Raw genomic sequence first — 25,290 nt, forward strand, 5'->3', positions numbered from 1 at the left:
ACCAGAGAATGGACTGCCGGTCGAACGCCGCCCGGGGATAGGCCCGGCGGAAGTCGATCCGCCTCCCTCCCTCGACCTGGAAGCGCGGCAGGATCTCGAGCACCTGCCGGTAGAGGGGGAGGACGGCGTCGGGGAAGGCGTCCGATCCCGGGTCCCGCGCCTCCTTGATCGCATCGAAGAGGGTCGTGTCGCCGAGATCCTCGAGGAGCCACACGCCGGACTTCTCGTCCGCTCCGTACACCTCCGGCACGGGCAGTCCGAGTTCGCGCAGCGTACGGGAGTAGGAGAGGAAGGCCCGGTTCTCCATCGGGTCGGGCCCGTGGGCGCCGATGGCGGAAGCCCCGTCCCCCGCGGTGAGACGCCAGTAGCTGCGGGTGGAGCCGTCCGCGGCGACCGGCCGGATGTCCCGCGGCGGTTCGCCGTGCCACTCGATGAAGAGCGCCGACGCGAGGTCGACCAGCGCCTTGCCGGGAATCATCAGCCGGCGGGAATCGCGGGACCCGCGCCGGGCCGGGCCTGGAGCGCGCCCACGAGATCCTCGAGGCGCGCGACGCCGTTTGCCTCCAGGTATTTCGAGATCCCTTCGTGGACATCCACCGCCGCGCCCGGATCGACGAACGAAGCCGTCCCGATCTGCACGAGACAGGCGCCGGCGAGGATGTACTGCAACGCGTCATCGGCGTTGCGGATGCCCCCGATTCCCATGATCGGAAGCCCGCACGTCTGCCGCGCGCGCCACGTCGCGTAGACGCCCATGGGGAGGATCGCGGGCCCGCTCACGCCGCCGGACTTGTTGCCGATCAGCGGTTCGCGCCGCCCGATGTCGACGACCATCCCCGGGAAGGTGTTGATCGCGCTCAGACCGTCGGCGCCCGCCTCCTCGCAGATGCGGGCGAAGTCGCCCACGTCGGGGACGTTGGGCGTGAGCTTGATCACGAGCGGCCGCTCGGTGCAGCCGCGGAGGCGCACCACGAGGTCGGCCAGCGCCCGCTCGTCGGTGCCGAACATCGTGCCGCCCTTCACGTTCGGGCAGGAGACGTTGATCTCGTACCCGAGGAAGCCGTCTTCTCCGTCGAGTCCGCGCACGACGGCGGCGAAGTCCTCCGCCGAGTGCCCGACGACGTTCACGAACACGTGCGCGCGGCGGAGGTGCTCGCGCAGCCAGGGGAGTTTCTCCGCGATGAAGCCGTGCAGCCCGGGGTTCTCGAGCCCGATCGCGTTGATCATCCCGCCGGGCGTCTCCGCGACGCGGTGCGGCGGGTTCCCGGGGCGGGGTTCGAGGCTCACCGCCTTCGTGACCAGGCCTCCGATCTCGTCGAGGGGGATGAGATCGGCGTATTCCTGCCCGTAGCCGCACGTGCCCGAGGCCAGGAGCACGGGACTCGGGAACTCCGCCCCGAACACGCGCTGGACGAGGCCCGGGGACGACGCCGCGGGGGTCAGATCGCCCCCCAGTCGAGTTCCTCCGCCGGGAAGACGGAGCCCTCGATGCACGACTTCACCCAGCGGCCGTCCGCCCCGCGCACGACGCACCCCTGGCAGGTCCCGATCCCGCAGCCCATGTGCTCCTCCACCGAGACCTGGAGCCGGCGGCCGTGTTCCCGCGCGAAGGCCTCGAGCGCCCGCAGGAGCGGCGTCGGACCGCAGCCGAGGAGGAGCGCGCGCGACGCCGGGTCGAGGCCGGCGGTCACGAGGCCCTTCCGGCCGGCGCTCCCGTCTTCGGTGAACAACTCCGGGTCGTGATCCGTGAGGCGGGCGATGAGCGCGGGGTCGAAGACGGCTTCGGCGTCCCGCTCTCCGTAGATAAGCCGCACCCGCCGTCCAGCCGCCGCCTCGCGCGCCGCGAGGAAGATGAACGGGGCGAGGCCGACGCCGCCCGCGACGCACTCGACATCCGCGCCCTCCGTGTCGAAGGGGCGGCCCAGCGGACCCAGGAGGAGGGCGGTCTGCCCGACTTCCAGCGTCGCGAGCGCCCGGGTGCCCTGTCCGTAGGCGCGCAGGAGGATGCCGACCTCGCCGCCGGGGCCCGTCCAGCCCACGCTGAACGGACGCGGGAGGAGCCAGGCCCCCGGCGCGTCGAGCCCGACGCCGAGCATGACGAACTGCCCGGGGAGCGCGGCGGCCGCGATGTCCGGGCAGTCGAACTCCTGCCACCAGGTATCGCGGGCCACGAGGCGCGTGGAGAGCAGCACCGCCCGCCGGCTCACGGGCACGGCGCGCTCCACCGCCACATCGCCGCCGGCGCTCAGCACCCCGGCTCCGGCGCGGGCGCGTACCGGCGCAGCACGTCCGCGCGGTACGCCACGATCGCATCCGCGATCGCCCGCGCGATCGCTTCCTGTCCCTCCGCCCCGTTCAGGTAGCGCTCCTCTTCTCCGTTCGAGAGAAAACCGACTTCGACGATCACCGACGGCATGCGCACGAGCGCCCCGAGCAGGACCCACCACGGACCCTGTATGACGCCGCGGTCGGGGGACCCGCCACGCCGGACCCTTCGGATCGAGTTCTGCACGAACCCGGCGAAGAGCCGCGACTCCGCAAGATTCTCGGTGCGGTCCAGTCCCGCGAGGATGAACTGAACGTCGGACGGTGAACCCGCCGCCTCATCCACCTCCGGGCCCCGGTTCTCCCGCAGCGCGACCTCGCGCGCCTCCTCCGAGCGGGCCTGCCCGAGGAAGATGGTCTCGAACCCGCGCGCCCGCTCGTCCCCCGCGGCGTTGGCGTGAATCGAGACGAAGAGATCCCCGGCCCGGTCCACCGCGAACTGGGACCGCACGTCGAGGTCTACGTAGACGTCCGTGTCCCGGGTCATGTGAGGCTCGAACATCTCGCGCCCTTCAAGCTCCTCGGATAGTCGCCTCGCGATCGCGAGCACGATGTCCTTCTCGTAGCTCGCGCTGCCCAGCGTTCCCGGGTCCCGGCCCCCGTGCCCCGGGTCGATGATCACGCGCCACGGGGCCGCCGGGTCGACGCGGGCCGGCAGCGGGTCGGCGGCCGGCGGGGAGGACGGAGGCGCCGGCGACGAGGCGGGCGCCCCGGACCCTTCGGACCCTTCGGACCCGGCGGCGACCGGCGGCGGTCCCTCCGACACCCACCGCGCGACGAACTCGGCCGGGAGCCAGAAGGCGCCGCCTTCCTCGTAGGGCGGATTCGCGAGCTGCACCGTGCGCCCTCCGTGCCGGAAGAAGGGAGATTCGGCCTCGAACGCGACCTCTTCGCCGCGGAGGCGGGCGCGGAGGAAGACGCCGTTCCGCGTGACGGCGTCGAGGACGCTCTCCAGGGCGAGCGCGAGTTCCGCCGCGTCCACGGCGGGGTAGGCCCGGTGCCGGGAGACGGGGAGACTCACGGTACGGCCCGAGACCTCCGCCCGTACCGTGTCGGGGAGCGCCTGTGCGTCGATTCCCGTCAGGCTCCCGGAAAGCACGGTCTGCGCGATGACGACGGCGGCAACCGCGGTCCGCCCGCCCGCGCCGACCCGGTCGCGCCGGCCGCCGGCCCCCCGGTCAACCGCCACGCGTCGCCTCTCTCTTCGCCCGCTCGGCCTCCCGCTGCATCGTCTTCCTCTTCAGATCCTCCCGCCGGTCCCGGTGCTTCTTCCCCCGCGCCAGCCCCAGGGTGACCTTGGCGAAGCCGCGCCGAAAGTGGATGTCCAGCGGCACGAGCGTCAGCCCGCTCTCCCGCGTCTTCGAGCGCAGACGATCGATCTCCCGTCTCCTGAGCAGGAGCTTTCGCCGGCGCACCGGGTCGGGGGCATCGATCGTCGCCTTGTCGTACGGAGGAATGTGGAGATTATGGAGCCACGCCTCCCCGCCGTCGATCCGCCCGAACGAGTCCGCGAAGCTCGCCTTCCCGTCGCGGAGCGACTTCACCTCCGCGCCCCGCAGCACGAGCCCCGCCTCGAACTGCTCGAGCACCTCGTAGTCGTGGCGAGCTTTCCTGTTGCGGGCGATGACCCGGACTCCATCGCGATCGCCCACGGCTCACTCCCGGGACGCCCCGTCGTCCGCTTCTCCCGCGCTCCCAGCGGCCTCCGGCGCATCGCCCGCCTCGTCTCCGGTTCCGTCTCCCGATGCATCCCCGGAACCGGCTGCGGCTGGTTCCTCCGGAGCCTCGCCTTCCGCCAGCGCCGCGCGGTAGGCCTCCTTGGACTCGGCGACACGCGCCTCGAGATCGGAGCGGGCCTGCCGGGCCGCGTCCTTTCCCGCCTTGATCGCCTCCCCCGCCTGCTTCTGGCGGTCAGCGACGTTCCGGCGGAAGGCCCCCACGCGCGTTCCCACTTCGTCGCGCGTGCGGTCGTAGCGGTCCCCGAGCGTTTCCCGGAGGTCCGTGAGCCGCTCCTCCGTTCCCTCCTTCAGCCGGCGAGCCCCCTCGCGCAGGTCGGCCTGCGTTTCGCGTCCGGATTTCGGCGCCAGGAGCAGCGCGACGCCCGCACCCACGAGGGCGCCGCAGAAGAAGGCGACGACCCCGGACGCCCGGCGTTCCACGATCACGTACGGCTGTTGATCCTGCTCCGACATGTCACTCACTCTCCTGCTGGCGCCCTTGGCGACCTTCGGGGGCTCCGCGACTCCTGGGGGCTCGACGACCCCCGGCCGACACCCTCTACAACCCGCCGGTATGCGGCCGGGTCCCACTCGGGCCGTTCGTTGGCGTCGGCGATGCGCTGCCCGAGGTGAAAGATGAGGCGCGTGATGCGCGCCGTCTTCTCGTACAGAATCCGGTCCGGTTCGTCGTTGGGGCCGTGATAGTCCTCGTGCGTGCCCGTGAAGAAGAAGAGAATGGGTACGCCCTTCCTCGCAAAACTGTAGTGATCCGAGCGGAAATAGAAATTCTCCTCCGGCCACGGGTCGTCGATCACCTCGAGCCCGAGTTCCGGGTGCTCCCGCAGCGTCCGCCGAAGTGTCGCGCCGAGCGTCGATTCGTCGGCCCCGATCGCCACGACGGTGTCGCGCCAGTTCCGTCCGATCATGTCGATGTTCAGGTTGGCGACCGTCGCCCCGAGCGGGAACAGCGGGTTCTCCGCATACCACCCGGAGCCGAGGAGTCCACGCTCCTCCCCGCTCACGGTCATGAATACGAGGGAGCGGCGCGGCGGCGTTTCCAGCGACGCGAACGCCTGCGCGAGTTCCATGATGGCAGCGGTTCCCGAGGCATCGTCGTCGGCGCCGTTGTAGATGGAGTCCCCGTCAACGGGCCGCCCCACGCCCACATGATCCATGTGGGCCGTGAAGACGATGAACTCGCCGCGGAGGTCGGGGTCCGAGCCCTCGATCCAGCCGATCGTGTTGTAGGCTCGCTCCTCGCGGAATTCGGAGTGCGTGCGCACCGTCGCCTCCCAGGCCGTCGCGGCGGCGCCGGACGCGAGGGCCGCGCGCAGCGTTTCGGGGAGCGCGTGCGTCCGGACGAGCGCGACCGGGGCGCCGAGTTCCTCCGGCATGCCGACGGACAGCCGCTCCCGCTCATAGAAGCGCCGAATGCTGTCGAAGTAGTCGTCCGGCGCGTCGACCGCGAGCAGCACGGCGACCGCGCCACCATCGAGGATGCCGCGGACGGCTTCGAGGCCTCGTCGCGTGTCCTCGGGCGCGATCGGCATGACCGCGACGGCGCCGGATGGCGGGTCCACGCCGCCGGGCGTCACGATCGCGAGCGGACCGGCCGCCTCGCCTCGGCCGCCCGGCACGGAGAGGATCTCGGACACGTCGATCGCCCCGCCTCCCGGACCGTCGATCTCGAGCAGTTGACGTTCGGGGGAGCCGGCTCGGGAAGCGGTCAGCGGGTACTCCTGCAGATAGCTGTCGCCGTCCGCCGGCTGAAGGCCGAACTCCTCGAAACGGCGGGCGATGTGCCGCGCCGCCTGGTCCAGTTCCGGGCTCGGCGTCGCTCGGCCCCGCATCGAGTCGTGCGCCAGGGCGCCGATGCGGAGACGCAGGTCGGCCGCCGTGATGGTCGCCGCCCCGGCCCCGGCTTCGGCCTGCGCGGCAATTCCCGCGGGGGAGGCCGCGAGAACGAGCAGCGGGACCCACATCGCAACCGCCGGCGCGCCCGGCGGGGTCGGCGTGATTCGGGGCAGCTTCCTTTTCATTCGCTTCCTTCCCGGAGAGACGTTCGATCGAAGGCGGGTCCGCGACGTGTGGCGGGGCTCCGCCACGTGGAGCTAGTCTTTTCCGATGACCGAAGGCACCGCAACTCTCACCCCCGCTCTCGAAGCTTCCCGGCAGCGCCTCGACCTCGCGAGTCCGCGCGAGATCGTGGGTCTCTCGCACCTGGAACTCGTGGCCCGCCACATCGTCGAAGGGTTCCTCATCGGGCTCCACGACTCGCCGAAGCGGGGCTTCTCCGCCGAGTTCGCCGAGGATCGCCCCTACAATCACGGTGACGATCTCCGGTACCTGGACTGGAAGGCCTACGCGAGGACGGACCGCCTCTTCATCAAGCAATACGAAGAGGAGACGAACCTGCGGGCCTACCTCCTCGTCGATGTGAGCCGGTCGATGGGCTGGGTGTCGGACGAGGAACGCTTTCCGACCAAGCTCGCCTACGCGCGGCTGCTCGCGGCCTCGCTTTCGCTGCTCCTCGTGCAGCAGGGCGACGCGACCGGACTCATCGCCTTCGATGAGGCGCTGCGGGCGCACATGGCGCCGCGCACCACGCGCCGCCACTGGCGCCGGCTGCTGGGCGAACTCACGCGCCTCTCCGCCGATGGCCGGACGGATGCGGGCTCCGCGCTCAAGGAGATCGCCGGCCGGCTTCAGCGGCGAGGCCTCGTCGTGCTCATCTCCGACCTGCTGGTGGACCCGGATACGACGCGGATGTCCCTGCGCTATCTCCGGCACCGCGGCCACGAGGTGATCCTGTTCCACATCATGGACCCCGGCGAACGGGAACTTCCCGCGGAGGGGGAGGCGATCTTCTTCGACCCCGAGACGGGCGAGGAACTTGGCGCCAACTCCGCGGCGCTCCGCAGGCAGTACCGGGAGGCGGTCGAGGCGGCGGTCGATGGCTGGCGCAAGGAGGCGCTGCGCTGGGGGGCCGACTACGCGCTCCTCACGACGGACACTCCCCTCGGGCTCGCGCTGAGGCAGTTCATGCGCAGGCGGGCCGGCGGGTGAGGGGAGCCGGAATGGCTTGAGCTTCCTCTACCTCTCGGCGCTGGCGCTCGGGCTGAGCGTGGTCGTGCCGCTCATCCTCCACCTGCGGCGGCGCCAGACCGACCGGCGCGTGTCCTTCCCCGCGCTCCGCTACCTGAGCCGCGCGGAAGACGCGCGCTCCAGGTCGCTCGCGGCGTCGGACCTGCTGCTACTCGCCGTGCGGATCGGCCTCCTGATCGCACTCGCGCTTGCCGCGGCGGGCCCGCTCATCGGGCGGGGCGGCGCCCACGACCACGAGCCGACGGATCTCGCGCTCATCGTGGACAACTCGGCGAGCGTCGGACGGCTGGACGGGGATCGCATCCTGTTCGAGTCGCTCGTGGAGCTGGCCCAGGCGGCGCTCGCTGCGGCCCGCCCGGAGGATCGCGTGTGGATCTTCCCCACCGTGGGGGAGCCGCTCGCGGCGGGCGTCTCGGCGGGGCGGGCCGCGCCGGCCCTCGGGCAGCTCCGGCCGACGGACGGCGCGGCCGATCTGGCCGCCGTCGTGGCTCGGGCGGCCGCGGCGCTCCCCGCCGACGGCAACCGGCGTCGCGAAATCCAGTTGCTGTCGGACCTCCAGGCATCCGCCCGGCGGACCGCCCCGACGCCCGCAAGCGACGCCGCCCCCCTCGTGGCCTACGCGCCGCGGCCGCCGGCCGAGCCGAACGGCGCCCTCGTCGACGTCGAACTCACCGGCGGCACCACCGCGCCGTCGGGGACGGGACACGGCGTCATCGTGCGCAGCACGCGCACCGGACCGGCCACGCGGCCGGATCCACCGGACGACGAGGTGGCGGAAGCCGACATCCGGCTTGAACTCGACGGGCGGCTCGCCGGGGCGGCCCGGGCCCCCTGGGGAGCGAGCGCCGTCCTCGGCCTCCCCGAACTCGGGCCCGGGCTGCACGAGGGACGGCTGGAGGTCGACCCCGCCGGCGCGCGGGCCGATGACCTGCGCTACTTCGCGATCCGGGTCGTGCCTCCCCCCACGGTTCGCTTCCACGGCGATGCGAACGGCTTCGTCGGACTCGGGATCGAAACGCTCCGAGACGGGGGTCGGCTGGGAGCGGGAGGAAACGCGACCGTCGCGGTCGTGGACGGGGATGCGAGCGTCGGCGCGCCGTGGGAGGGCGCGGAGACCGTCATCTTCGTTCCGCCCGCGGACCCGGTGGATCTGGCGGCGTTCAACCAGGGGCTGGCGGCCGTCGGGATCGCCTGGCAGGCGCGCGTCGATGCGGGACCGGGCGACCTCGGACTCGCGGAGCCGGAGGCCGCGTTCTCGCTCTCGGGGGTGCGGGTTCGGCAGCGCTACCTCCTTCGTGCGACCGGCGGCGGGTCGGCCGCCGACACGACGCTGCTGCGCACCGACGACAGCGAACCGTGGCTCATCCGCACGGATTCGGAGGACCGGATGGCGTTGGTCCTCGCCTCGCCGCTCTCCGCCACGGCCAGCGACCTCCCCGCGCATCCCGCCATGGTCCCCTTCCTCGAAGCGCTCCTCGTGCACTGGTCGCACCTGGCCACGTGGCCCTTCGCCGACTTTGGCGCGGGACGCCCGCTGACCCTCCCGGAGTGGGCGAGCGAGGTCGAATCCCCCGACGGGACGGTGCGTGGCGTGGAGGGCGGAGCGCGGTTCACGCCGCTCAGGGCGGGAGTGTATGCGGTCCGCGGTACCGGGAGCGACGGGGCGAGCGCGGAAACGCACTTCGCGGCGAACGTGCCGGAGGAGGAGGCCGACCCGACGCCGATGGGGCGGCGCGAACTGGAGGAACTGTTCGCCGGCCGGCCGGTATTCACGGCGGGCCCCGACGCGAGCGCCTGGGAAGACGGTATCTTTCGAGCGCGGCGGGGCCGGGACATGGCCCCGTGGTTGATCGCGTTGGCGCTCGCGCTGATCGGGATCGAACTGTACCTGGCGACGCCGGGCCGGTCGCGCCGCCCGAGCGCGGACGGCGAAGGGAGCGAGGCGACATCGGGCGCGTCGAACTGATTCGAACGTCGTTCCTCCAAACCGTGCGAGCCGCCGGAATCCCGGAGGCGCTCCCGCGGCGTGGCGCCCGTGCGTTCCTCCACCCGCTCCCGGGCGCGGGATCCGCCGCGCTTGCGCTCGCGCTCGACGATCTGGCGGTCGGTGCACCCATCGTCCTCGTCGCGGAAACGCCCGAGCGGGCCGAGGCGCTCTTCGAGGATCTCCGCACGCTCGGGGCGGGCGGCGCCCGCTGCTATCCGCAGCGAGAGGCCCTCCCGTACGAGGATGCGGACCCTCACATCGAGATCGAGGCCCAGCGCGTGGACGCGATGGGGGCGCTGCTCGGCGGACGCTGCCGCATCCTTACGACGACGGCCCGGGCGCTCGCCGAGCGGGCGCCGATCCCCGTCGGCCGCGGGACGAGCCTCGCCCTCACGATCCGGCGGGGGGCCGCGCACCCCCTGGCCGAACTCGGCCGCCGCCTGGAGGAGATGGGATTCGGCCGCACCCACACCGTCCGTGAAGTCGGGGACTATGCGATCCGCGGCGGGATCGTGGACCTGTTCCCGTTCGGGCATCCGGCGCCGCTGCGGATCGAACTCTGGGGCGACGAGGTGGAGTCGGTGCGCCGCTTCGACGCGCTCACCCAGCGTTCGACCGAGACCAGGGAGAGCGTGGAGGTCCTTCCGATCGCGCTGCGCGGCTCGGAAGCGCCGGGCGACGTGGAGCGGCGCGCCCTCCTCGAGACGCTTCCTCCGACGGCGCTCGCGCTGATCCTCGACCCGGAAGGAGGCGTCCGGGCCCGCCAGCGCCTGTGGGCCGAGGTCCGGGACGCGAGGAAGCGCGTCGGCGCCGGCGCGGAGCCGGCCGAGTGCCTCGTCCTCCCGCCTTCCGAGGCGGAGCAGCGGCTCGCCGCGTTCCGCCTCCTCGAATTCACGGAACCGGAGCAGGCGCCGCCGGCCGCGATTCGGCTTCCGGTCGAGCCTCCGCCTTCCATAGACCGCGACATGAAGCGGCTCGTGGCCGAGATCGGCACGGCGCGGGCCCGCGGCGAACGACTCGTCGTCTTCTGCGACAACGACGGTCAAGTCGAGCGGCTGGAGGAGATCCTCACCGAACGCGGAGGCGCGGCGCTCGCCCGCGAAGTCGCGCTCGCCATCGGATCGCTCAGCGGCGGGTTCAGGGTCGGCGTCCCCGGCACCCTGCTCGTCCTCACGGATCACGAGGTGTTCCGGCGCCGGTATCGCCGCCACCGCGTCCGGCTGCGCGGCGCCGCCACCATCGAATCCATCGCGGCCATCGAACCCGGCGACTACGTGGTTCACATGGAGCACGGGATCGGCCGCTACATGGGCCTGGAGCGCGTCGAAGTGCGCGGCGAGACGATCGAGACGATGGAGATCCGCTACGCCGACGGCGAAATCCTGCGACTCCCGCACTATCGGCTGGACCTCATCGAGCGGTGGAGCGCCGCGGGTTCCGACGCCCGGCCGCCCGCAGTCCACAAGCTGGGCCGGCGGAAGTGGAAACAGCTCCGGAACCGGACCGTCGCGGCGATCGAGGCCACGGCGGTCGAACTCCTCCAACTCTACGCGCGGCGCAAGATGTCGCCCGGACGCGCCTTCCCGGCCGAGACCGCCTGGCAGCGGGAGATGGAATCCGCCTTCCTCTACGATGAGACGCCGGATCAACTCAGCGCCTGGGAGGCCGTGCGGCGCGATCTCGAGGCGCCGGTCCCGATGGACCGCCTCGTGTGCGGGGACGTCGGCTTCGGGAAGACGGAGGTCGCGATCCGCGCGGCGTTCAAGGCCGTGCAGGACGGCGCGCAGGTCGCAGTCCTCGCCCCGACCACGATCCTCGCGGACCAGCACCTCGCCACCTTCCGCGAGCGCCTCGCGGGCTTCCCCCTGCACGTGGAGGGGTTGTCGCGCTTCCGCACCCCGCGTGAGCAGCGCGAGGTCATCGCGGGGCTCGAAGCCGGGACCGTCGACATCGTCATCGGCACGCACCGGCTCCTCTCGCGCGACGTCGGATTCCGCGACCTGGGCCTCCTCATCGTAGACGAGGAACAGCGATTCGGCGTCCGCCAGAAGGAGCGGCTCAAGGAGGTCCGCGAGACCGTGGATGTCCTCACCCTCACGGCGACCCCGATCCCCCGGACGCTTCACCTGGCGCTCGGCGGGCTGCGCGACCTCTCCACGATCCGCACGCCGCCGCGGAACCGCATGCCGATCATCACGCACGTGCTGTCCTGGGATGACGGGATCCTGGAGGAGGCCCTGCGGCGCGAGTTCGACCGCGGCGGCCAGGTGTTCTTCGTTCACGACCGCGTCGAGACGATCCACGCCGCCGCGAGCCGCGTGGAAAGGCTGATCCCCGAGGCGCGCGCCGCCATCGCGCACGGCCAGATGCCGGAGCGCGAACTCGAGGACGTCATGCACCGCTTCGTCCGCGGCGAGATCGACCTCCTCATCTGCACGTCCATTATCGAGAACGGGCTCGACGTCCCGTCCGCGAACACGATGATCGTGCACCGGGCCCACAACTTCGGCCTCGCCCAGCTCTACCAGTTGCGGGGGCGGGTCGGCCGCTCCCACCGGCGCGCCTACTGCTATCTCGTCGTCCCCTCCGATGTGGCCACGGATGCGGCCGAGCGGCTGCGCGTGCTCGAGCACCACACGGAACTGGGGTCCGGATACGAGGTGGCGCTCAAGGACCTCGAGTTGCGGGGGGCGGGGAACCTCCTGGGCGGCGAGCAGAGCGGCTTCGCCACCGCCGTGGGGATCGAGACGTGGCAGCGGCTCGTCGAGAGCACGCTTCGGCGATTGAGGGGAGAATCCTCGGACCCCACGCCGCGCGCCCGGGTCTCCGTGGATGGAGAATCGTTCCTCCCCGACGACTACGTCGCCGGGTCTCCGGTGAAGATGCATCTCTATCGCCGACTCTCGCGTCTCACGAAGTGGGAGGAGGTGAAGGCGTTCCGCGCGGAACTCGAGGATCGCTTCGGCCGCCTTCCGTCCCCCGCGGCGCGTCTCGTCGCGGCGGCGGAACTCCGGATTCTCGGGGCGGCGATCGGCGCGGACTGGATCCGGGCCTCCGACGACGATGCCCGAATCTCGTTCGAAGCGACGGCCTCGCCGCGGCTCAGGCTGCTCACGAATGCGCTCGCGGACCGGCAGTTGCACGTTGAAGTGCGGCGGCTGGAACCGTTATCGTTGGTCCTGCGCCGGGCGGGAACCGAGCCCCTCCTGCCGATGCTGGTGGAAGCCCTGGGCCTCTTGGCGGCGCCGGGGCGCACGGAGGCGAAGGAGACCAGAGTTCCGGCGGCCGCCGGAGGAGTCTAGCGTGATCGACATCAATCGTGGAATGAAAGCCTTCCGGGCCGGGGCCTGCCTGCTCGCCGCGGCGCTCGCCCTCAGCGCGCCGCTCGCCGCACTGCAGGAGAACGAACCGGCGGCGCCCGACACCGTGGAGGCGACCGGGTTCCCCTCCGGCGTGGAGACGCTGGACCGGATCGTGGCCGTGGTGGGCGACACCGCGATCCTCCTGTCCGATCTGCAGATCACGCTCTACCAGTTGCAGGGTGCCGGCGCCCGGATCCCGCCCGAGGGTTCGGAGCGCTGGAAAACCTTCGCCGACGACGTACTCGAGGCGATGATTGACGACCTCATTTACCTGCAGCAGGCGAGGAACGCGGGGGTCACGGTGCCCGAGGATCGCGTGACGCAGATGGCGGACGAGATTTTCGCGGAGAGGCGATCGCGGTTCTCCTCCGAGGACGAGATGATGCTGGCGGTGGAAGAGACGGGCATGAACATGCTCCAGTTCCGCCAGATGCTCCGCTCCCAGGCTCAGGCCGAGGGAATGCGCCAGGCCTATCGGTTCGAACTCGAGCAGCGCGACGACCTGCCGCCGGTCATCGTGAGCGAGGAAGAGGTCGAAGCCGCCTTCGAGGAGTTCGCGCAGAACCAGCCACCGCGCCCCGCGCTCGTCTCCTTCAACCGGCTCGTGGTCACGCCGAATCCGAGCGGCGCGGCCCGGGACAGCGTCCTGGCGCGCACGATCCGGGTGCAGAACGATTTCGCGAACGAGGAGGAGTTCTCGGTCCTCGCCCGCCGCCACTCCGACGACGACGGCACCAGGGAACAGGGCGGCGAGCTGGGCTGGATGAGCCGCGAACTGCTCGTGAAACCGTTCGGCGACGCCGCCTGGGGGGCACGCCCCGGCCAGACGGTGGGTCCGGTGCAGACGCAGTTCGGGCTCCACTTCATCAAGATCGAGCGCCAGCGGGGGGCGGAGCGCTATCTGCGTCACATCCTCCTGCGCCCCGATATCACGGAGGAAGACGTCGAGGAGGCCCGCACGCTCGCGATCCAGGTCGCGGACAGCCTGCGGGCCGGCGCCGACCCGGAACGGCTCGTGGTCGTGTTCCGCGGACGGGTGGCCGACGAGGCGATCCGCTTCGACGACGTCTCGCTCGCGAGCCTGGTCAGCCAGTTCACGGGCGGGGGCGCCGAATCCGGACTCACCGCCCCGACGCCCGGCACGGTGTACGGGCCGCTGCCGATAGAACGCGGCGGCCCGACCGAGTTCGGGCTCGTCCACGTCCTGTCGTTCCGTCCCGAAGGCCCGATCGAACTCAACGATGTGCGGGACCAGATCCGGCAGAGCCTCCGTACCCGCAAGCAGATCGACATCATCCTCCAAGAGGTGCGTTTCAACACGTACATCGATGTGAGATTCTGAGGAGGATGACCCACATGCCGCGCCTCGGGATCACGCTGGGGGATCCGCGCGGGATCGGGCCGGAGGTGACCGCGGCGGCGCTCTCCTCGTTCTCTGTCGCGGACGGGATCGAAGCGGTCCTCGTGGGGCCGCGGTCGCTCGGCGAGGTGGAGGACCGGCTGGATGCGGTGCCCCGGGAGACGGTGGGAGACTGGGACCCCGCGGGCGGCGAGAGGCTCGCGGGCCTGCTCTCGGCGAGGGCCATCGAACGAGCCGTCGCGATGGCGCGGACGGGGAAGATCGACGGGATCGTCACGGCTCCGATCAGCAAGGCCGCCCTGCGGGCCGCGGGGTACGCGCACCCGGGGCATACGGAGTTCCTCCAGGAGTTGGCCGGGGCGCGCGAGGTCACGATGATGATGTCCGCCGAGCGCACACCCCTCGGCGGATCCCTGCGCCTCGCGCTCCTCACCGCGCATCTTCCCCTGCGCGACGTACCCTCCGTGCTCGACACGGACCTCTTCGTGCGCAGATCCGGGATCGCGATCGAAGCCCTGCGCGCGTGGTGGGGGATCGAACGGCCCCGCCTCGCCTTCGCGGGGCTCAATCCGCACGCGGGCGAAGGGGGACTGTTCGGCGACGAGGAGATCGAGGTGTTCGCGCCGGCGCTCGCCCGGCTCGCCGCCGACCCCGCGCTGGACATCCTCGGCGTCTTCCCCGGGGACACCGTCTTCCTGAAGGCGCTCTCCGGAGAGGCGGACCTCGTCGTGACGCCCTACCACGACGTGGGCCTCGCGGTGCTGAAGACGATCGCGATGAACGAGGGCGTGAACGTGACGGCCGGGCTTCCCTTCCCGCGCACGTCGCCGGATCACGGCACGGCGATGGACATCGCGGGCCGCGGGGTCGCGGATCCGGGCGCGATGCGGGCCGCGATCGACCTCTGCGCCCGCTTCTGCGCGGCGCGGGCCGTCGCGACATGATCTCGCTGAGGGAGGTCTCGAAAGCCTACCCGCGCTCGGGAGACGCGCTGCGGGGGGTTTCGTTCCGTCTCCGGAAGGGGGAGTTCGCCTTCCTCACGGGACCGTCGGGGGCCGGCAAGTCGACGGTGCTCGAACTGATCCACTTTCAGATCCGGCCGAGCGAAGGCGAGGTTCAGGTCTCGCGCTACAATTCGAGACGGGTCCGCCGCCGGGACATCCCGGCGCTGCGGCGACGGGTGGGGTTCGTGTTTCAGGACTTCAAGCTGCTGGGACGGCTGACCGCCGCGGAGAACGTGGCCTTTGCGCTCGAGGTCATCGGGACGCCGCGGCGCGAGATCGCGGGGCGCGTCCAGCGGCTGCTGAGTCAGGTCGGTCTCGCCGCCCGCGGCAGCTCGAGACCGTCGGAACTGTCGGGCGGGGAGCGTCAGCGCGTGGCGGTGGCGCGCGCCCTCGCTACGGAACCGCGGATCCTCCTCGCGGACGAACCCACGGGCAACCTCGATCCCGACGCCGCGGCGGGGGTGTTCGAGTTGTTCCGGATGCTGAACTGCCTCGGGACGGCCGTGCTCATGGCCACGCATGACGCGGACTTCGTCAGCGGGCATGGCGAGATTCGCCGACTGGAGCTGCAAGGAGGACGACTCGTTGGGGACTCCGCCGCGTGAGAGCCATGCGGGAGGCGCTCGCAGGCTTCCGGCGCACGCCTCTGCTGTGCGCCCTCTCCATCGGAGCGGTGGGGCTCAGCCTCGTGATCCTCGGTCTCTTCGGGCTCGTTGCGCACAATGTCGGCGGGGCGATCGGCGACGTGGAACGCCGCGTGGAGGTCGTCGGCTACCTGCTCGACGACGCGGGCCCGGAAGAGGTGCGGGCGGCCCGGCAGGAGTTGGAGGTGCTTCCGGCGGTGGAGTCGGTGCGCTACGTCTCGAAGGACGAGGCGCTGGAGCGGGCGCGGCGCGATCTCGTCGAATTCTCGAACGTCTACGGGGAACTGCGCGTGAATCCCCTTCCCGCTTCGCTTCACCTCCGACTGCGGGAGGGGTTCCGCACGCCGGAGACGGTGGCGGAGACCGCGGGCACGCTCGCGGCGTATCCGTTCATCGAGGAGGCGCGCTTCGGGGAGGAGTGGGTGGAGCGGCTCTTCGCCCTGCGGAGCGCGGCGGCGGGGATCGCCCTCGCCCTGGGCGGCGGGTTCGCGCTGGTCGCCGTGCTCCTCATCGTCACGACGGTGCGCATGGCCGTCCTCGCGCGCGGCGAAGAGATCGAGATCATGCAGATCGTGGGCGCGCGGGAAGGCTACATCCAGCGGCCCTTCCTCCTCGAAGGCGCGGTCACCGGGCTTGCGGGCGGGCTGCTCGCGCTCGGCGTCACGCGACTCGCGTACCTCGTCTTCCCCGCGCGTTTCGCGGCCGTCGAATCTCTCGCGTGGCTCCCGCACCTCTGGACCGCGGCGGGGGTCGCCGCCGCCGCCGCTCTCGGCCTGCTCGCTGCCGCCTTCTCCGTGCACCGTGAGGTGGGACGGGTGTATGGCCCCTCGTAGCCGCGCGTGGACGGCGCGGGTCGTTGCGGCCGTGAGCGTCGCCGTCGCGACGATCCACGCGTGGACCGCGCCGGCTCCCGCGATCGCGCAGGAGTCGCCCGACGTGCGGCGCCGCCTCGACGAGAGCCAGGCGCGGCTGGAACTCATTCGCGAAGAACGGCAGCGGCTGCGCCGCGAACTCGCGGGGATCGCCGGCCAGGTCAGCGGCGACTCGGCCGAACTCGTGAACATCGAACGCCAGATCGACGCCTCGGCGAGTCTGCTGGCCGAGTTCGACGTTCAACTGCTCGCACTCTCCGACCGGCTCACGGTCATGACGCGCGAGATGCTGCTCACGCGCGACGAACTCACGGCGCGCCGAGTCGTGCTGCGGGCGCGGCTCCGCGACATCTATAAGCGCGGCCCCCTCCGCACCGTCGAGGTGCTGCTCTCCTCGGGGTCGTTCTCGGACCTGCTCAATCGCTACCGGTACCTCCGCGATGTCGCGGTCTTCGACCGCATGCTCCTGGAGGACGTGAGGGAACTCGAGGGCAGCCTCGCGGACCAGCGCGGCGGGTTGAGCCGGGAGAGCGACCGCATCGCAGGCGTACGGACGGAGAATCTCCGGGAGTACGACGAGCTGGAGAGGCTGGAGGGGCAGCGGCAGGAACGGTTGAGCCGCTTCGAGGACCGCCGCGACGAGGCGCAGTCGACGCTGGCCCGCCTGGCGACGGAGGAGGCCGAGCTGCGCGCGCTCATCGGTGGCCTGGAAGAACGACGCCGCTCGGCGGAACGGGAGGCCGGCGCCGCGTCGGTCTCGTCGCTGACGACCGGGGATCTCGGACGCCTCGCCTGGCCGGTCGAGGGAGAGATCCTGTGGCGCTTCGGGCCCGAGCGGGAAGGGCGCACGACGATCCCGCGCGAAGGGATCGGGATCGCGGCCCCGCGCGGCACGCCCGTGAACGCCGTGGACCGCGGCACCGTCGCCTCTGTGGCGGCACGCGCCTCGGGACAGACGGTGATCCTCGACCACGGAGGCGGTTTCTACTCGTCCTATCAGAAGCTCCGCGACGTCACGGTCCGAGAGGGACAGCCGGTCGGCGAGGGACAGCCGATCGGGCATGTGGGCGGGGACGCCACCCGGCCGCACATCGAGTTCCAGATCTACGAACCGGGGGCGGTGGGGCCCCGCGCGGTGGACCCCGTCCGGTGGCTGCGGGGCCGGCCGTGAACGGCGAGCGCCAGCGTCCCTGGGGGCAGGAGGACCTCCTGCGGCGCCTGGCAGGCGCCGTCGCGGGCCGGAGGCTGCCGCAGTCGCTCCTCGTCCACGGCCCGGAGGGCGTCGGCAAGCGTTCGCTGGCCCTGTGGCTCGCGCGCGCGCTCCAGTGCGAGGCCGCCGAGACCGGGAATGGACCGTGCGAAGATTGTCGGAGCTGTCGCATGGCCGCGCGGCTGGAACACCCGGACATCCACCTCCACTTCCCGATGCCGCGCCCCAAGCGTGCCGCCTCGCGGGCCAAGCTGAGAGAGGCCATCGAGGCCCAGCGCCACGAGCGTCTCGCGCTCCTGCGGGAGGATCTCCACGCGCGTCTGGACCCGGACGCGGTCACGGGGCTCTATGTGGCCGCCGTGGAAAACATCCGGAACCAGGCGTCCCGGCGTCCGTCGATGGCGGGCAGGTCGGTGTTCGTCATCGAGGATGCGGAACGGATGGTGCCGCAGAGCGCCAGTCCCGAAGCGGCGAACGCCTTTCTCAAACTCCTGGAGGAACCGCCGCCCTTCGCGTACATCGTGCTCACGAGCGGCCGTCCGGACGCCCTTCTGCCGACGATCCGCTCCCGCACGGTGCCGCTCCGCATCGCGCCGCTGCCGACCGAGCGCGTAGCGGCCTACGTGGCGGAACGCCTCGGCGTTCGCGACGACGACCGGGCGCGGGGCGTGGCAAGGCGGGCCGGTGGCGCCGTCTACCGGGCCCGCAGGCTCGTCGACGCCGAAGCCGGCGAATCCGAGGCCACCGCGGACGGTCTGCTTGCCGCCGCCCTCGACGGCACGCCGCAGGCGCGCTATCGCGCCGCATCCCGTTTCTCCGCCCGTGGCGCCCGAGGGGAATTGGAGCCGGCGCTCGAGGCGCTGCGCATCCGCCTGCGGGACATGCTCTGCGTCGCCGCGGGGGCCGCCGACGCGGCCCTCGATCCGGACCGCGCGAGAACGTCCGGCGGAGCGGGAAGCGGGGGCGCCCGCGGAGCGGCCGGAGCCCCCGCGGAAGCAGCGGTCCTCGAAGCCCTCGCGGCCGTGGATGCGGCGGTGGAAGGGGTGGGCCGCAACCTGAATCCGCAGGCGACGACGGCCCTCCTGCTCGAGGAGATGAGCGCGGCCTTCGCCGGCCGCTCCACTGGCCGAACGGCGGGAACACCGCAGTTTGCGGGGGTACTGAGAAGTCTGTGACGGGAGGCAGCTTCGTGGACGGACTCACACATCTGGATTCGGAAGGGCGGGTGCGAATGGTCGACGTGGGCGAGAAACCGCTCACGCGGCGCGTGGCCGTGGCCGAGGGCCGGATCCGAATGCGCCGCGCGACGCTCGACGCCATCCGGGGGGGCGAGATCGAGAAGGGCGAAGCGCTCGCCGTGGCCCGTCTCGCGGCGATCCAGGGGGCCAAGACGGCGTCCACGCTTGTTCCGCTCTGCCATCCGATCCCTCTCGACGCGGTCGATGTCGACCTCGAAGCCGAGGAGACGCCGCCCGCCTACCGGCTCAGCGTGCGGGCCTCGGCGGAGTGGCGCACGGGCGTCGAGATGGAGGCGATGGCCGGCGTCGCGGCCGGTCTGCTCGCCCTGTACGACATGTGCAAGGCGATCGACCGGGGCATGGCGCTGGGGCCGATTCGACTCCTCGAGAAGCGCGGCGGACGATCGGGCGCCTGGACGGCGGAAGCGAAGTGACGCGGCTGCGGGGGACGCGGATACGGAGGACTGGGTGAACCACAGAGAGGCGCTCCGGAACAAGATCGAGTCGGGTGCGGCCCGGGTGGGCGTGCTCGGGCTCGGCTACGTCGGCCTTCCCGTCGTCACGGCGTTCTCCGGCGCCGGCTTCCGGACGCTGGGGTTCGACATCGACGAGCGTGTCGTGCGGCGGGTGAGGCGGGGCGCCTCCCACATCGGCGATGTCCCGGCGCGGGCCGTCGCCGCCGTCGTCGAGCGCGGCCTCCTCGATGCGACCACGGACTTTGGCCGGCTCGGGGAGATGGACGCCGTCATCATCTGCGTTCCCACGCCGCTCGGGAAGACCGGGGACCCCGACGTTTCCCACATTCTGGACGCGCTCGGGCACATCCGGGACGGTCTCCGGCCCGGCCAGCTCATCATCCTCGAGTCGACCACCTGGCCGGGGACGACCCGGGAACTCCTGCAGCCGGAACTCGAACAGGGCGGACTTACGGCGGGGGAGGAGTTTTTCCTCGCCTTCAGCCCCGAGCGCGTCGACCCGGGCAATCCCACCTACACGTTCACGAACACGGCGAAGGTCGTGGGCGGACTGACCGCCTCGTGCCGCGAACTCGCCGCCGGTCTCTACGAACGGGTCATCGACGAGGTCGTGAGCGTTTCGTCGCCCGAGGTCGCCGAACTCACGAAGCTGCTGGAGAACACCTTCCGCGCGGTGAACATCGGTCTCGTGAACGAGATGGCGGTGATCGCGGACCGTCTGGGGATCGACATCGGCGAGGCCGTCGAGGCCGCGGCGACGAAGCCGTACGGCTTCATGCGTTTCACGCCCGGCCCCGGCCTGGGCGGCCACTGCCTCCCGATCGACCCGCAGTACCTCGCCTGGAAGATGCGGACGCTCCAGTACCGGACCCGCTTCATCGAACTCGCCGCCGAGGTCAACGCGGAGATGCCGCGCTACGTCGTGGACCGCGTCGCGCAGGCGCTCAACCGGCATCGACTGCCGCTGAACGGCAGCCGCGTCCTCCTGCTGGGCGTCGCCTACAAGCCGGGCGTCGGCGATGTCCGCGAGAGTCCGGCGCTCGATGTCATCGAACTTCTGCGCCGGCAGGGCTCCGAGGTCTCATACCATGATCCGTTCGTACCGCGGCTGGCGCTTGAGGGCGGCGATCTCGAATCGCAGCCGCTGACGGCGGAGTCGCTCGCAGCGAGCCACGCGACGGTCGTCATCACGGATCACCCGCACGTGGACTACGGTCTCGTGCTAGAGAAGGCGCCGATCATCGTCGATACGCGTAACGGACTGCCGAAGGGGGCCGGCGAACCCGGGGAGTCGGGCGGCGCGGTCCTCTATCCGCTCTCCGGCCCGCCGCGCGACGGCTCAGCGCCGGATCTGAAGCCGATCGCCGGGGTGGATCCGGGTCGAGGAGAGGCGATTCCACTCGATAAGCTCGCGCGTCGACACCGCATGTCGGCGGGCGATCAGCCATAGCGAGTCGCCCGGCCGGACCACGATCGTCACAGGCCCGCCACCGCCGCTCGCGGACCCGGCGGACCCCGCCCCGGCCGGCCTACCGGCTCGCGGAACCAGCAGCTCCTGTCCGATCTGCAGGCGGCGCGGATTCACGTTGCCGTTCGCGGCCCGCAGCGCCGCCACCGAAACACCGTATCGCTGCGCGATTACGTCGAGCGTCTGCCCGCGCTGCACGGTGACGACGGTCGTCCCCTCGGCATTCGTGCGCGCGGTGACCGGACGGGCATTCGAACTCTGCGCAATCGATGCGCCGGAGGCCCGCGCGGACCGGGGAATCACGAGTTCCTGGCCGATCTGCAGGCGGCGCGGGTTCAGGTTGCCGTTCGCCGCGCGCAACGCCGCCACCGACACCCCGTACTGCTGTCCGATCCACCCCAGCGTGTGTCCGCGCTGGACCGTGTGGAACGTCCAGGTCACCCGCTCATCGGCCGGCACGGCGGCATACCGCGCCGCGAACCGGGCTGCCCCCTCGACCGGGACCCGAACCTCGACCTCCCGGTGCGGCGGGGTCACGTCGCGCGGGAACTCGGCGTTGAGGAGGTTGATCGTCTCCTCGTCGGTCCCGGCGGCCTCGGCGAGGACATCGAAGCTCGTCGCGTCGGGTACGCGCACCTTCGCGTACTCCGGGATCGTCTCCCGTTCAGGATCCGGGAACCCGTAGCGCGCGGGATCGTGTCCGATCAGGGCCGCCGCGATGATCTTCGGCACGTAGTCCCGCGTCTCGCGCCGCAGCAGACGGCGGTCGGCGAGATCCCAGAAGGTCGCGCCGGGCACGGTGCGAAGCCCGCGGCGAACCCGGTTCGGCCCTCCGTTGTAGGCCGCCGCCGCGAGGTACCAGGAACCGAACTCCTCGTACAGGTCCTTGAGGTGCCGGAGCGCGGCGTCCGTCGCCTTCTCCGGGTCTCTCCGTTCGTCGATCCAGTAGGATATCTCGAGGCCGTACTGGCGCCCCGTACCCGCGATGAACTGCCACAGGCCCACCGCGCTCGCGCGGCTGTAGGCGTTCGGGTTCATCCCGCTCTCGATGAGCGACAGGTAGATGAGGTCCTGCGGCAGCCCCGCCTCGCGCAGCTTCCGGCGAATCATGGGCTCGTAGCGCGTCTTGCGGCCGAGGTAGGTCGCGAAGCGTTCGCCGATGACGGTCTGGAAGTAGTGGACCCACGATCGGACGCGCTCGTTCATCTCGAGCTTGAAGACGCGCGGATCCTCCCCTTCGTGGACCAGCCCCATCGGATCGCCGCCGAGCATCTCGCGGACGGCTCGGTCGATCTCCGCCTCGGTCGGCCCGGCGTCCGCTTCGTCGACCGGATCCGGCACGACCGGGTCCTCCGGCATCAACTCGTCGTCGGGCGCTGGAGCCGACGCCGACGCGGGAGCGTCTCCCGATTCCGGGGTCGCTTCGGACGGGTCCGCCCTGCCGGCCTCGAGCGCCCCCGGCTCGACGTTGGCGGACTCCGGGACCGGGCCGTTATCGAGGGTGCGCTGTGTGAACGCGCAGCCGTGCAGCACGAGTGCGGCGAGCACCGCACCGGCCCAGTGACGACGCGCGCGAGAGTGGGTTCCTGACGATCGATTGGTCATCGGACGCTAAAATCCCCCCTCGGCACCACGACTTCGGTACTTGCTACCTCCCAGGCCCCTCCACCCCGCCAGAGCGTCACTCCGGAAGCAGGACCGGAAAACACGCGAATATATGGTACCGAACCGGATGTGCGGTGTCGAGTTGGATCCGGCGTTGGACGCCACGTCCAGCGCTAGACGTGGTAGTTGGGGGCTTCGCGCGTGATCACGACGTCGTGCGGATGGGACTCGCGAAGTCCGCCGGAAGTGATGCGGAGGAAGTGGGCATCCCGGCGAAGTTCGTCGATGGTGGCGGCGCCGCAATAGCCCATGCCGCTGCGAAGTCCGCCGACGAGTTGGAACACGGTGTCCGAGACCGGCCCCTTGTAGGGCACCCGGCCTTCGATCCCCTCGGGGACCAGCTTCTGGGCGGCCGATCCCTCCTGGAAGTACCGGTCCGCCGAGCCGGCCTGCATGGCCGCGAGCGAGCCCATGCCGCGGATCACCTTGAACCGCCGGCCCTCGAGGAGGAAGGTCTCCCCGGGGCTCTCGTCGGTGCCCGCGAACATCGACCCGAGCATGCACGTCTCCGCCCCCGCCGCGATCGCCTTCACGAGGTCGCCGGAATACTTGATGCCGCCGTCACCGATCACCGGCACGCGCCCCTCCGCCCCCGCCACGCTGTCCTCGATCGCCGTGACCTGGGGTACGCCGACACCCGTGACGACGCGCGTCGTGCAGATGGACCCCGGCCCCACGCCGACCTTGACCGCATCCACACCCCGCTCGACGAGCGCCGCCGCCCCTTCGCGGGTCGCGACATTGCCGGCGATGAGGTCGATGTCGGGCAGCGCCTCCCGGACCCGGGAGACGGCGTCGAGGACGCCCTCCGAGTGTCCGTGCGCGGTGTCGACGACGATAACGTCCGCTCCGGCCTTCGCGAGTTCCCGCGCCCGCCCGAGTTCGTTCCGGCTCGCCCCTACGGCCGCTCCCACCCGGAGCCGCCCGTGGCCATCCTTCGTCGCGTGGGGAAACTGCCGCCGCTTGAAGATGTCCTTGACCGTGATGAGCCCGGCGAGCCGCCCGTCCTCTCCCACGACGGGGAGTTTTTCGATCTTGTGGCGGCGGAGAATCTCCTCGGCTTCCTCGAGCGAAGTCCCGGTGGGCGCGGTCACGAGATTCTCGCTCGTCATCACGTCCCGCACCGGCCGCGAGAGGTCCGTTTCGAACACGAGGTCGCGGTTGGTCAGAATCCCGACAAGCGCGCCGTCGTCTCCCACGATCGGGACACCGCTGATCGAGAACTCTCTCATTCGTCTGCGGGCTTCGCCCAGCGTGGCGTCGGGCCCGAGCGTGACGGGGTTCAGAATCATTCCGCTCTCGGACCGCTTCACCCGGTCGACCTGCTGGGCCTGGGCTTCGACCGACATGTTCTTGTGGATGATGCCGATCCCGCCCTCGCGCGCGAGAGCGATGGCCATGCGGTACTCCGTCACCGTGTCCATGGCGGCCGAGAGCAGCGGAATCTGGAGTCGGATGCGTTGAGTCAGGCGGGTGGAGACATCGACATCCGCCGGATGGACAAGCGCATGCCCGGGAGCGAGCAGAACGTCGTCAAAGGTGAGCGCTTCGCGGCTGGAGCGCGGCGTGGGAGCTTCCATGCGCCATCGTAGGCGACGGCCCGCGCGACGTCAAACGAGCGGCCCGCACTGCGATCGCCGCAGCGCCGCTCGAACGTAGCGGGGGTTTGCCACGGACTGCTACGGGTCGACGACGATCTCGCGCGTTTCGGGCGGAGGGCGGTCCTCCCGGGGTTCCGGTTCCGGGTTGCCCGCTTCGAGTTCGGCGAGGAATCCGCGCCCGGCTTCGCGGAACGAGTCGATCACGCGGTCGGCCGCGCCGAGCACTTTCATCGTTCCCTTGACCGCGGTCGTCGAAGCCCGCGTCCTCCGCAGCCCCCGGTGGACGGACTCGGCGAAGTGCTGGAACGGGTCCGCGCCGGACGCCGGCCGGGAGGCGTACTTCGACGCGAGATAGTCGATGAAATCGACGACCTCGTACTGCTTGTCCTCGGGGAGAGCCTGGAGCTTCCTCCAGATCTTCTTCCTCAGGATCTCGTTCATGCCTTCTTCGGCCATGGTGCCTTTCCGACTCCGCGGTCGCCCACACCCGCCCGGCGTGCCTTCGCCGGTCCCCCTCATACTCCGCCCGACCCGGGGCAGGTTTCAAGTACGCAGCGGGCGCAGCGATGCGAGGGGTTCCGCCGTCCGCCGCCTCAAGCATAACATGTTGCGCGTGAAAACCGCCTATGATCTCGCCTGCGAAGAACTCGCGGCGGCCCCTCGACGATGGCTGGTCACGGGGGGCGCCGGTTTCATCGGATCCCACCTCGTCGAGCGGCTCCTGACGCTGGGACAGGAGGTTGTGGCGCTCGACGACCTCTCGACCGGACACCGCCGCAATATCGACGAGGCCGTGGCCGCCTCGGGCGCCCCCGCGGACCGCTGCCGGTTCGTGGAGCGGGACGTGGTCGAGGCGGACACCGCAGTCGAGGCGTGCCGCGATGTCGACATCGTGCTGCACCAGGCCGCGCTGGGTTCGGTACCCCGATCCGTGAAGGAGCCGCAGGAGGCGTATGCCCGCAATGTCGAGGGGTTCATCAACGTGCTGGACGCGGCCCGCGACGCCGGCGTCTCGCGCCTCGTCTACGCCTCTTCGAGTTCGGTGTACGGGGATTCGCCCTACTTGCCCAAAGTGGAAGCCCGCATCGGGAACCCGGCATCTCCGTATGCGGCCACGAAACGCGTCAACGAGTTGTACGCGGAGATGTACCGCCGCAGCTACAACCTCGAGATCGTCGGACTCCGTTATTTCAACGTCTTCGGCAGGAGGCAGGATCCCGACGGACCGTACGCCGCCGTCATACCGCGCTGGACG

The 25,290-nt window shown here is 71.1% G+C and carries 22 protein-coding genes; 12 read left to right on the top strand and 10 right to left on the bottom strand.

Annotation, left to right across the window (positions count from 1 at the left end):
- From OXN85_13660 to OXN85_13690, 7 genes are all read right to left on the bottom strand, one after another.
- A partial coding sequence (locus OXN85_13660) for a phosphotransferase enzyme family protein (GenBank protein MCY3601007.1) occupies positions 1–478 on the bottom strand: 478 nt, incomplete at its 3' end.
- Positions 478–1,494 carry a dihydroorotate dehydrogenase gene (locus OXN85_13665; GenBank protein ID MCY3601008.1) on the bottom strand — a complete coding sequence of 339 codons (1,017 nt, stop codon included), beginning with the start codon at positions 1,492–1,494 and terminating at the stop codon, positions 478–480. The genes OXN85_13660 and OXN85_13665, both read right to left, overlap by 1 nt.
- Positions 1,440–2,252, bottom strand: a complete 813-nt coding sequence (locus tag OXN85_13670; protein ID MCY3601009.1) for a dihydroorotate dehydrogenase electron transfer subunit — start codon at positions 2,250–2,252, stop codon at positions 1,440–1,442. Before OXN85_13670 ends, OXN85_13665 begins: the two co-directional genes overlap by 55 nt.
- The gene (locus OXN85_13675; GenBank protein ID MCY3601010.1) at positions 2,246–3,514 is read right to left on the bottom strand and encodes an N-acetylmuramoyl-L-alanine amidase; all 1,269 of its coding nucleotides are present in this window, start codon (positions 3,512–3,514) and stop codon (positions 2,246–2,248) included. The genes OXN85_13670 and OXN85_13675 overlap by 7 nt, the downstream gene beginning before the upstream one ends.
- Positions 3,504–3,977 carry an SsrA-binding protein SmpB gene (gene smpB / locus OXN85_13680; GenBank protein MCY3601011.1) on the bottom strand — a complete coding sequence of 158 codons (474 nt, stop codon included), beginning with the start codon at positions 3,975–3,977 and terminating at the stop codon, positions 3,504–3,506. Before smpB ends, OXN85_13675 begins: the two co-directional genes overlap by 11 nt.
- 3 nt (positions 3,978–3,980) lie before the next feature.
- Entirely contained in the window at positions 3,981–4,517 is a 537-nt protein-coding gene (locus OXN85_13685; protein MCY3601012.1) for a YtxH domain-containing protein, read from the bottom strand.
- Positions 4,518–4,522: 5 nt separating this feature from the next.
- Positions 4,523–6,082, bottom strand: a complete 1,560-nt coding sequence (locus tag OXN85_13690; GenBank protein MCY3601013.1) for a M28 family peptidase — start codon at positions 6,080–6,082, stop codon at positions 4,523–4,525.
- A gap of 85 nt (positions 6,083–6,167) precedes the next feature.
- Between OXN85_13690 and OXN85_13695 the strand changes: the two genes are divergently transcribed.
- Genes OXN85_13695 through OXN85_13745 form a run of 11 tightly spaced genes read left to right on the top strand, consistent with a single transcriptional unit; the run spans position 6,168 to position 20,751 of the window.
- Positions 6,168–7,109: a DUF58 domain-containing protein gene (locus tag OXN85_13695; protein MCY3601014.1), complete on the top strand. Its 942-nt coding sequence runs from the start codon at positions 6,168–6,170 to the stop codon at positions 7,107–7,109.
- Positions 7,110–7,125: 16 nt separating this feature from the next.
- The gene (locus OXN85_13700) at positions 7,126–9,114 is read left to right on the top strand and encodes a BatA domain-containing protein (GenBank protein MCY3601015.1); all 1,989 of its coding nucleotides are present in this window, start codon (positions 7,126–7,128) and stop codon (positions 9,112–9,114) included.
- A 23-nt stretch (positions 9,115–9,137) separates the two neighbouring features.
- Positions 9,138–12,437, top strand: a complete 3,300-nt coding sequence (mfd, locus tag OXN85_13705; GenBank protein ID MCY3601016.1) for a transcription-repair coupling factor — start codon at positions 9,138–9,140, stop codon at positions 12,435–12,437.
- Between the two features lies 1 nt (position 12,438).
- Positions 12,439–13,839, top strand: a complete 1,401-nt coding sequence (locus tag OXN85_13710; GenBank protein ID MCY3601017.1) for a peptidylprolyl isomerase — start codon at positions 12,439–12,441, stop codon at positions 13,837–13,839.
- A gap of 5 nt (positions 13,840–13,844) precedes the next feature.
- On the top strand, positions 13,845–14,801 hold the full coding sequence (locus tag OXN85_13715) for a 4-hydroxythreonine-4-phosphate dehydrogenase PdxA (GenBank protein MCY3601018.1): 957 nt from the start codon (positions 13,845–13,847) through the stop codon (positions 14,799–14,801).
- Positions 14,798–15,466: an ATP-binding cassette domain-containing protein gene (locus OXN85_13720; protein ID MCY3601019.1), complete on the top strand. Its 669-nt coding sequence runs from the start codon at positions 14,798–14,800 to the stop codon at positions 15,464–15,466. Before OXN85_13715 ends, OXN85_13720 begins: the two co-directional genes overlap by 4 nt.
- Positions 15,467–15,471: 5 nt before the next feature.
- Positions 15,472–16,338, top strand: a complete 867-nt coding sequence (locus OXN85_13725) for a permease-like cell division protein FtsX (protein ID MCY3601020.1) — start codon at positions 15,472–15,474, stop codon at positions 16,336–16,338.
- Positions 16,325–17,548, top strand: coding sequence for a peptidoglycan DD-metalloendopeptidase family protein (locus tag OXN85_13730; protein ID MCY3601021.1), 1,224 nt, complete (start codon positions 16,325–16,327; stop codon positions 17,546–17,548). The genes OXN85_13725 and OXN85_13730 overlap by 14 nt, the downstream gene beginning before the upstream one ends.
- Positions 17,527–18,762: a hypothetical protein gene (locus OXN85_13735; GenBank protein MCY3601022.1), complete on the top strand. Its 1,236-nt coding sequence runs from the start codon at positions 17,527–17,529 to the stop codon at positions 18,760–18,762. Before OXN85_13730 ends, OXN85_13735 begins: the two co-directional genes overlap by 22 nt.
- Before the next feature lie 14 nt (positions 18,763–18,776).
- A complete protein-coding gene (gene moaC / locus OXN85_13740) occupies positions 18,777–19,259 on the top strand; it encodes a cyclic pyranopterin monophosphate synthase MoaC (GenBank protein MCY3601023.1) in 483 nt (160 codons plus the stop codon).
- 34 nt (positions 19,260–19,293) lie between these two features.
- Positions 19,294–20,751: a nucleotide sugar dehydrogenase gene (locus tag OXN85_13745; protein ID MCY3601024.1), complete on the top strand. Its 1,458-nt coding sequence runs from the start codon at positions 19,294–19,296 to the stop codon at positions 20,749–20,751.
- On the opposite strand, the gene OXN85_13750 is transcribed toward OXN85_13745, so the two are convergent.
- The 3 genes from OXN85_13750 to OXN85_13760 form a co-directional block, all read right to left on the bottom strand.
- A complete protein-coding gene (locus OXN85_13750; GenBank protein MCY3601025.1) occupies positions 20,641–22,317 on the bottom strand; it encodes a LysM peptidoglycan-binding domain-containing protein in 1,677 nt (558 codons plus the stop codon). The two genes, OXN85_13745 and OXN85_13750, sit on opposite strands and share 111 nt — an antisense overlap.
- Before the next feature lie 230 nt (positions 22,318–22,547).
- The gene (guaB, locus tag OXN85_13755) at positions 22,548–24,014 is read right to left on the bottom strand and encodes an IMP dehydrogenase (GenBank protein MCY3601026.1); all 1,467 of its coding nucleotides are present in this window, start codon (positions 24,012–24,014) and stop codon (positions 22,548–22,550) included.
- Between the two features lie 99 nt (positions 24,015–24,113).
- Complete coding sequence (locus OXN85_13760; protein MCY3601027.1) at positions 24,114–24,491, bottom strand: DUF2281 domain-containing protein; 378 nt, start codon at positions 24,489–24,491, stop codon at positions 24,114–24,116.
- A 157-nt stretch (positions 24,492–24,648) separates the two neighbouring features.
- Here OXN85_13760 and OXN85_13765 point away from each other — a divergent pair.
- Positions 24,649–25,290, top strand: a 642-nt coding sequence (locus tag OXN85_13765; protein ID MCY3601028.1) for an NAD-dependent epimerase/dehydratase family protein, incomplete at its 3' end; no start/stop codon positions are given.

It is taken from the genome of Candidatus Palauibacter australiensis, from assembly GCA_026705295.1.
GTDB lineage: Bacteria > Gemmatimonadota > Gemmatimonadetes > Palauibacterales > Palauibacteraceae > Palauibacter > Palauibacter australiensis.

Coding starts and splice junctions, on each gene's coding strand:
- OXN85_13720 (MCY3601019.1), top strand. CDS start 14,798: ATGATCTCGCTGAGGGAGGTCTCGAAAGCCTACCCGCGCTCGGGAGAC.
- OXN85_13715 (MCY3601018.1), top strand. CDS start 13,845: ATGACCCACATGCCGCGCCTCGGGATCACGCTGGGGGATCCGCGCGGG.
- OXN85_13725 (MCY3601020.1), top strand. CDS start 15,472: ATGCGGGAGGCGCTCGCAGGCTTCCGGCGCACGCCTCTGCTGTGCGCC.
- OXN85_13695 (MCY3601014.1), top strand. CDS start 6,168: ATGACCGAAGGCACCGCAACTCTCACCCCCGCTCTCGAAGCTTCCCGG.
- OXN85_13690 (MCY3601013.1), bottom strand. CDS start 6,082: ATGAAAAGGAAGCTGCCCCGAATCACGCCGACCCCGCCGGGCGCGCCG.
- guaB (MCY3601026.1), bottom strand. CDS start 24,014: ATGGAAGCTCCCACGCCGCGCTCCAGCCGCGAAGCGCTCACCTTTGAC.
- OXN85_13685 (MCY3601012.1), bottom strand. CDS start 4,517: ATGTCGGAGCAGGATCAACAGCCGTACGTGATCGTGGAACGCCGGGCG.
- OXN85_13730 (MCY3601021.1), top strand. CDS start 16,325: ATGGCCCCTCGTAGCCGCGCGTGGACGGCGCGGGTCGTTGCGGCCGTG.
- OXN85_13760 (MCY3601027.1), bottom strand. CDS start 24,491: ATGGCCGAAGAAGGCATGAACGAGATCCTGAGGAAGAAGATCTGGAGG.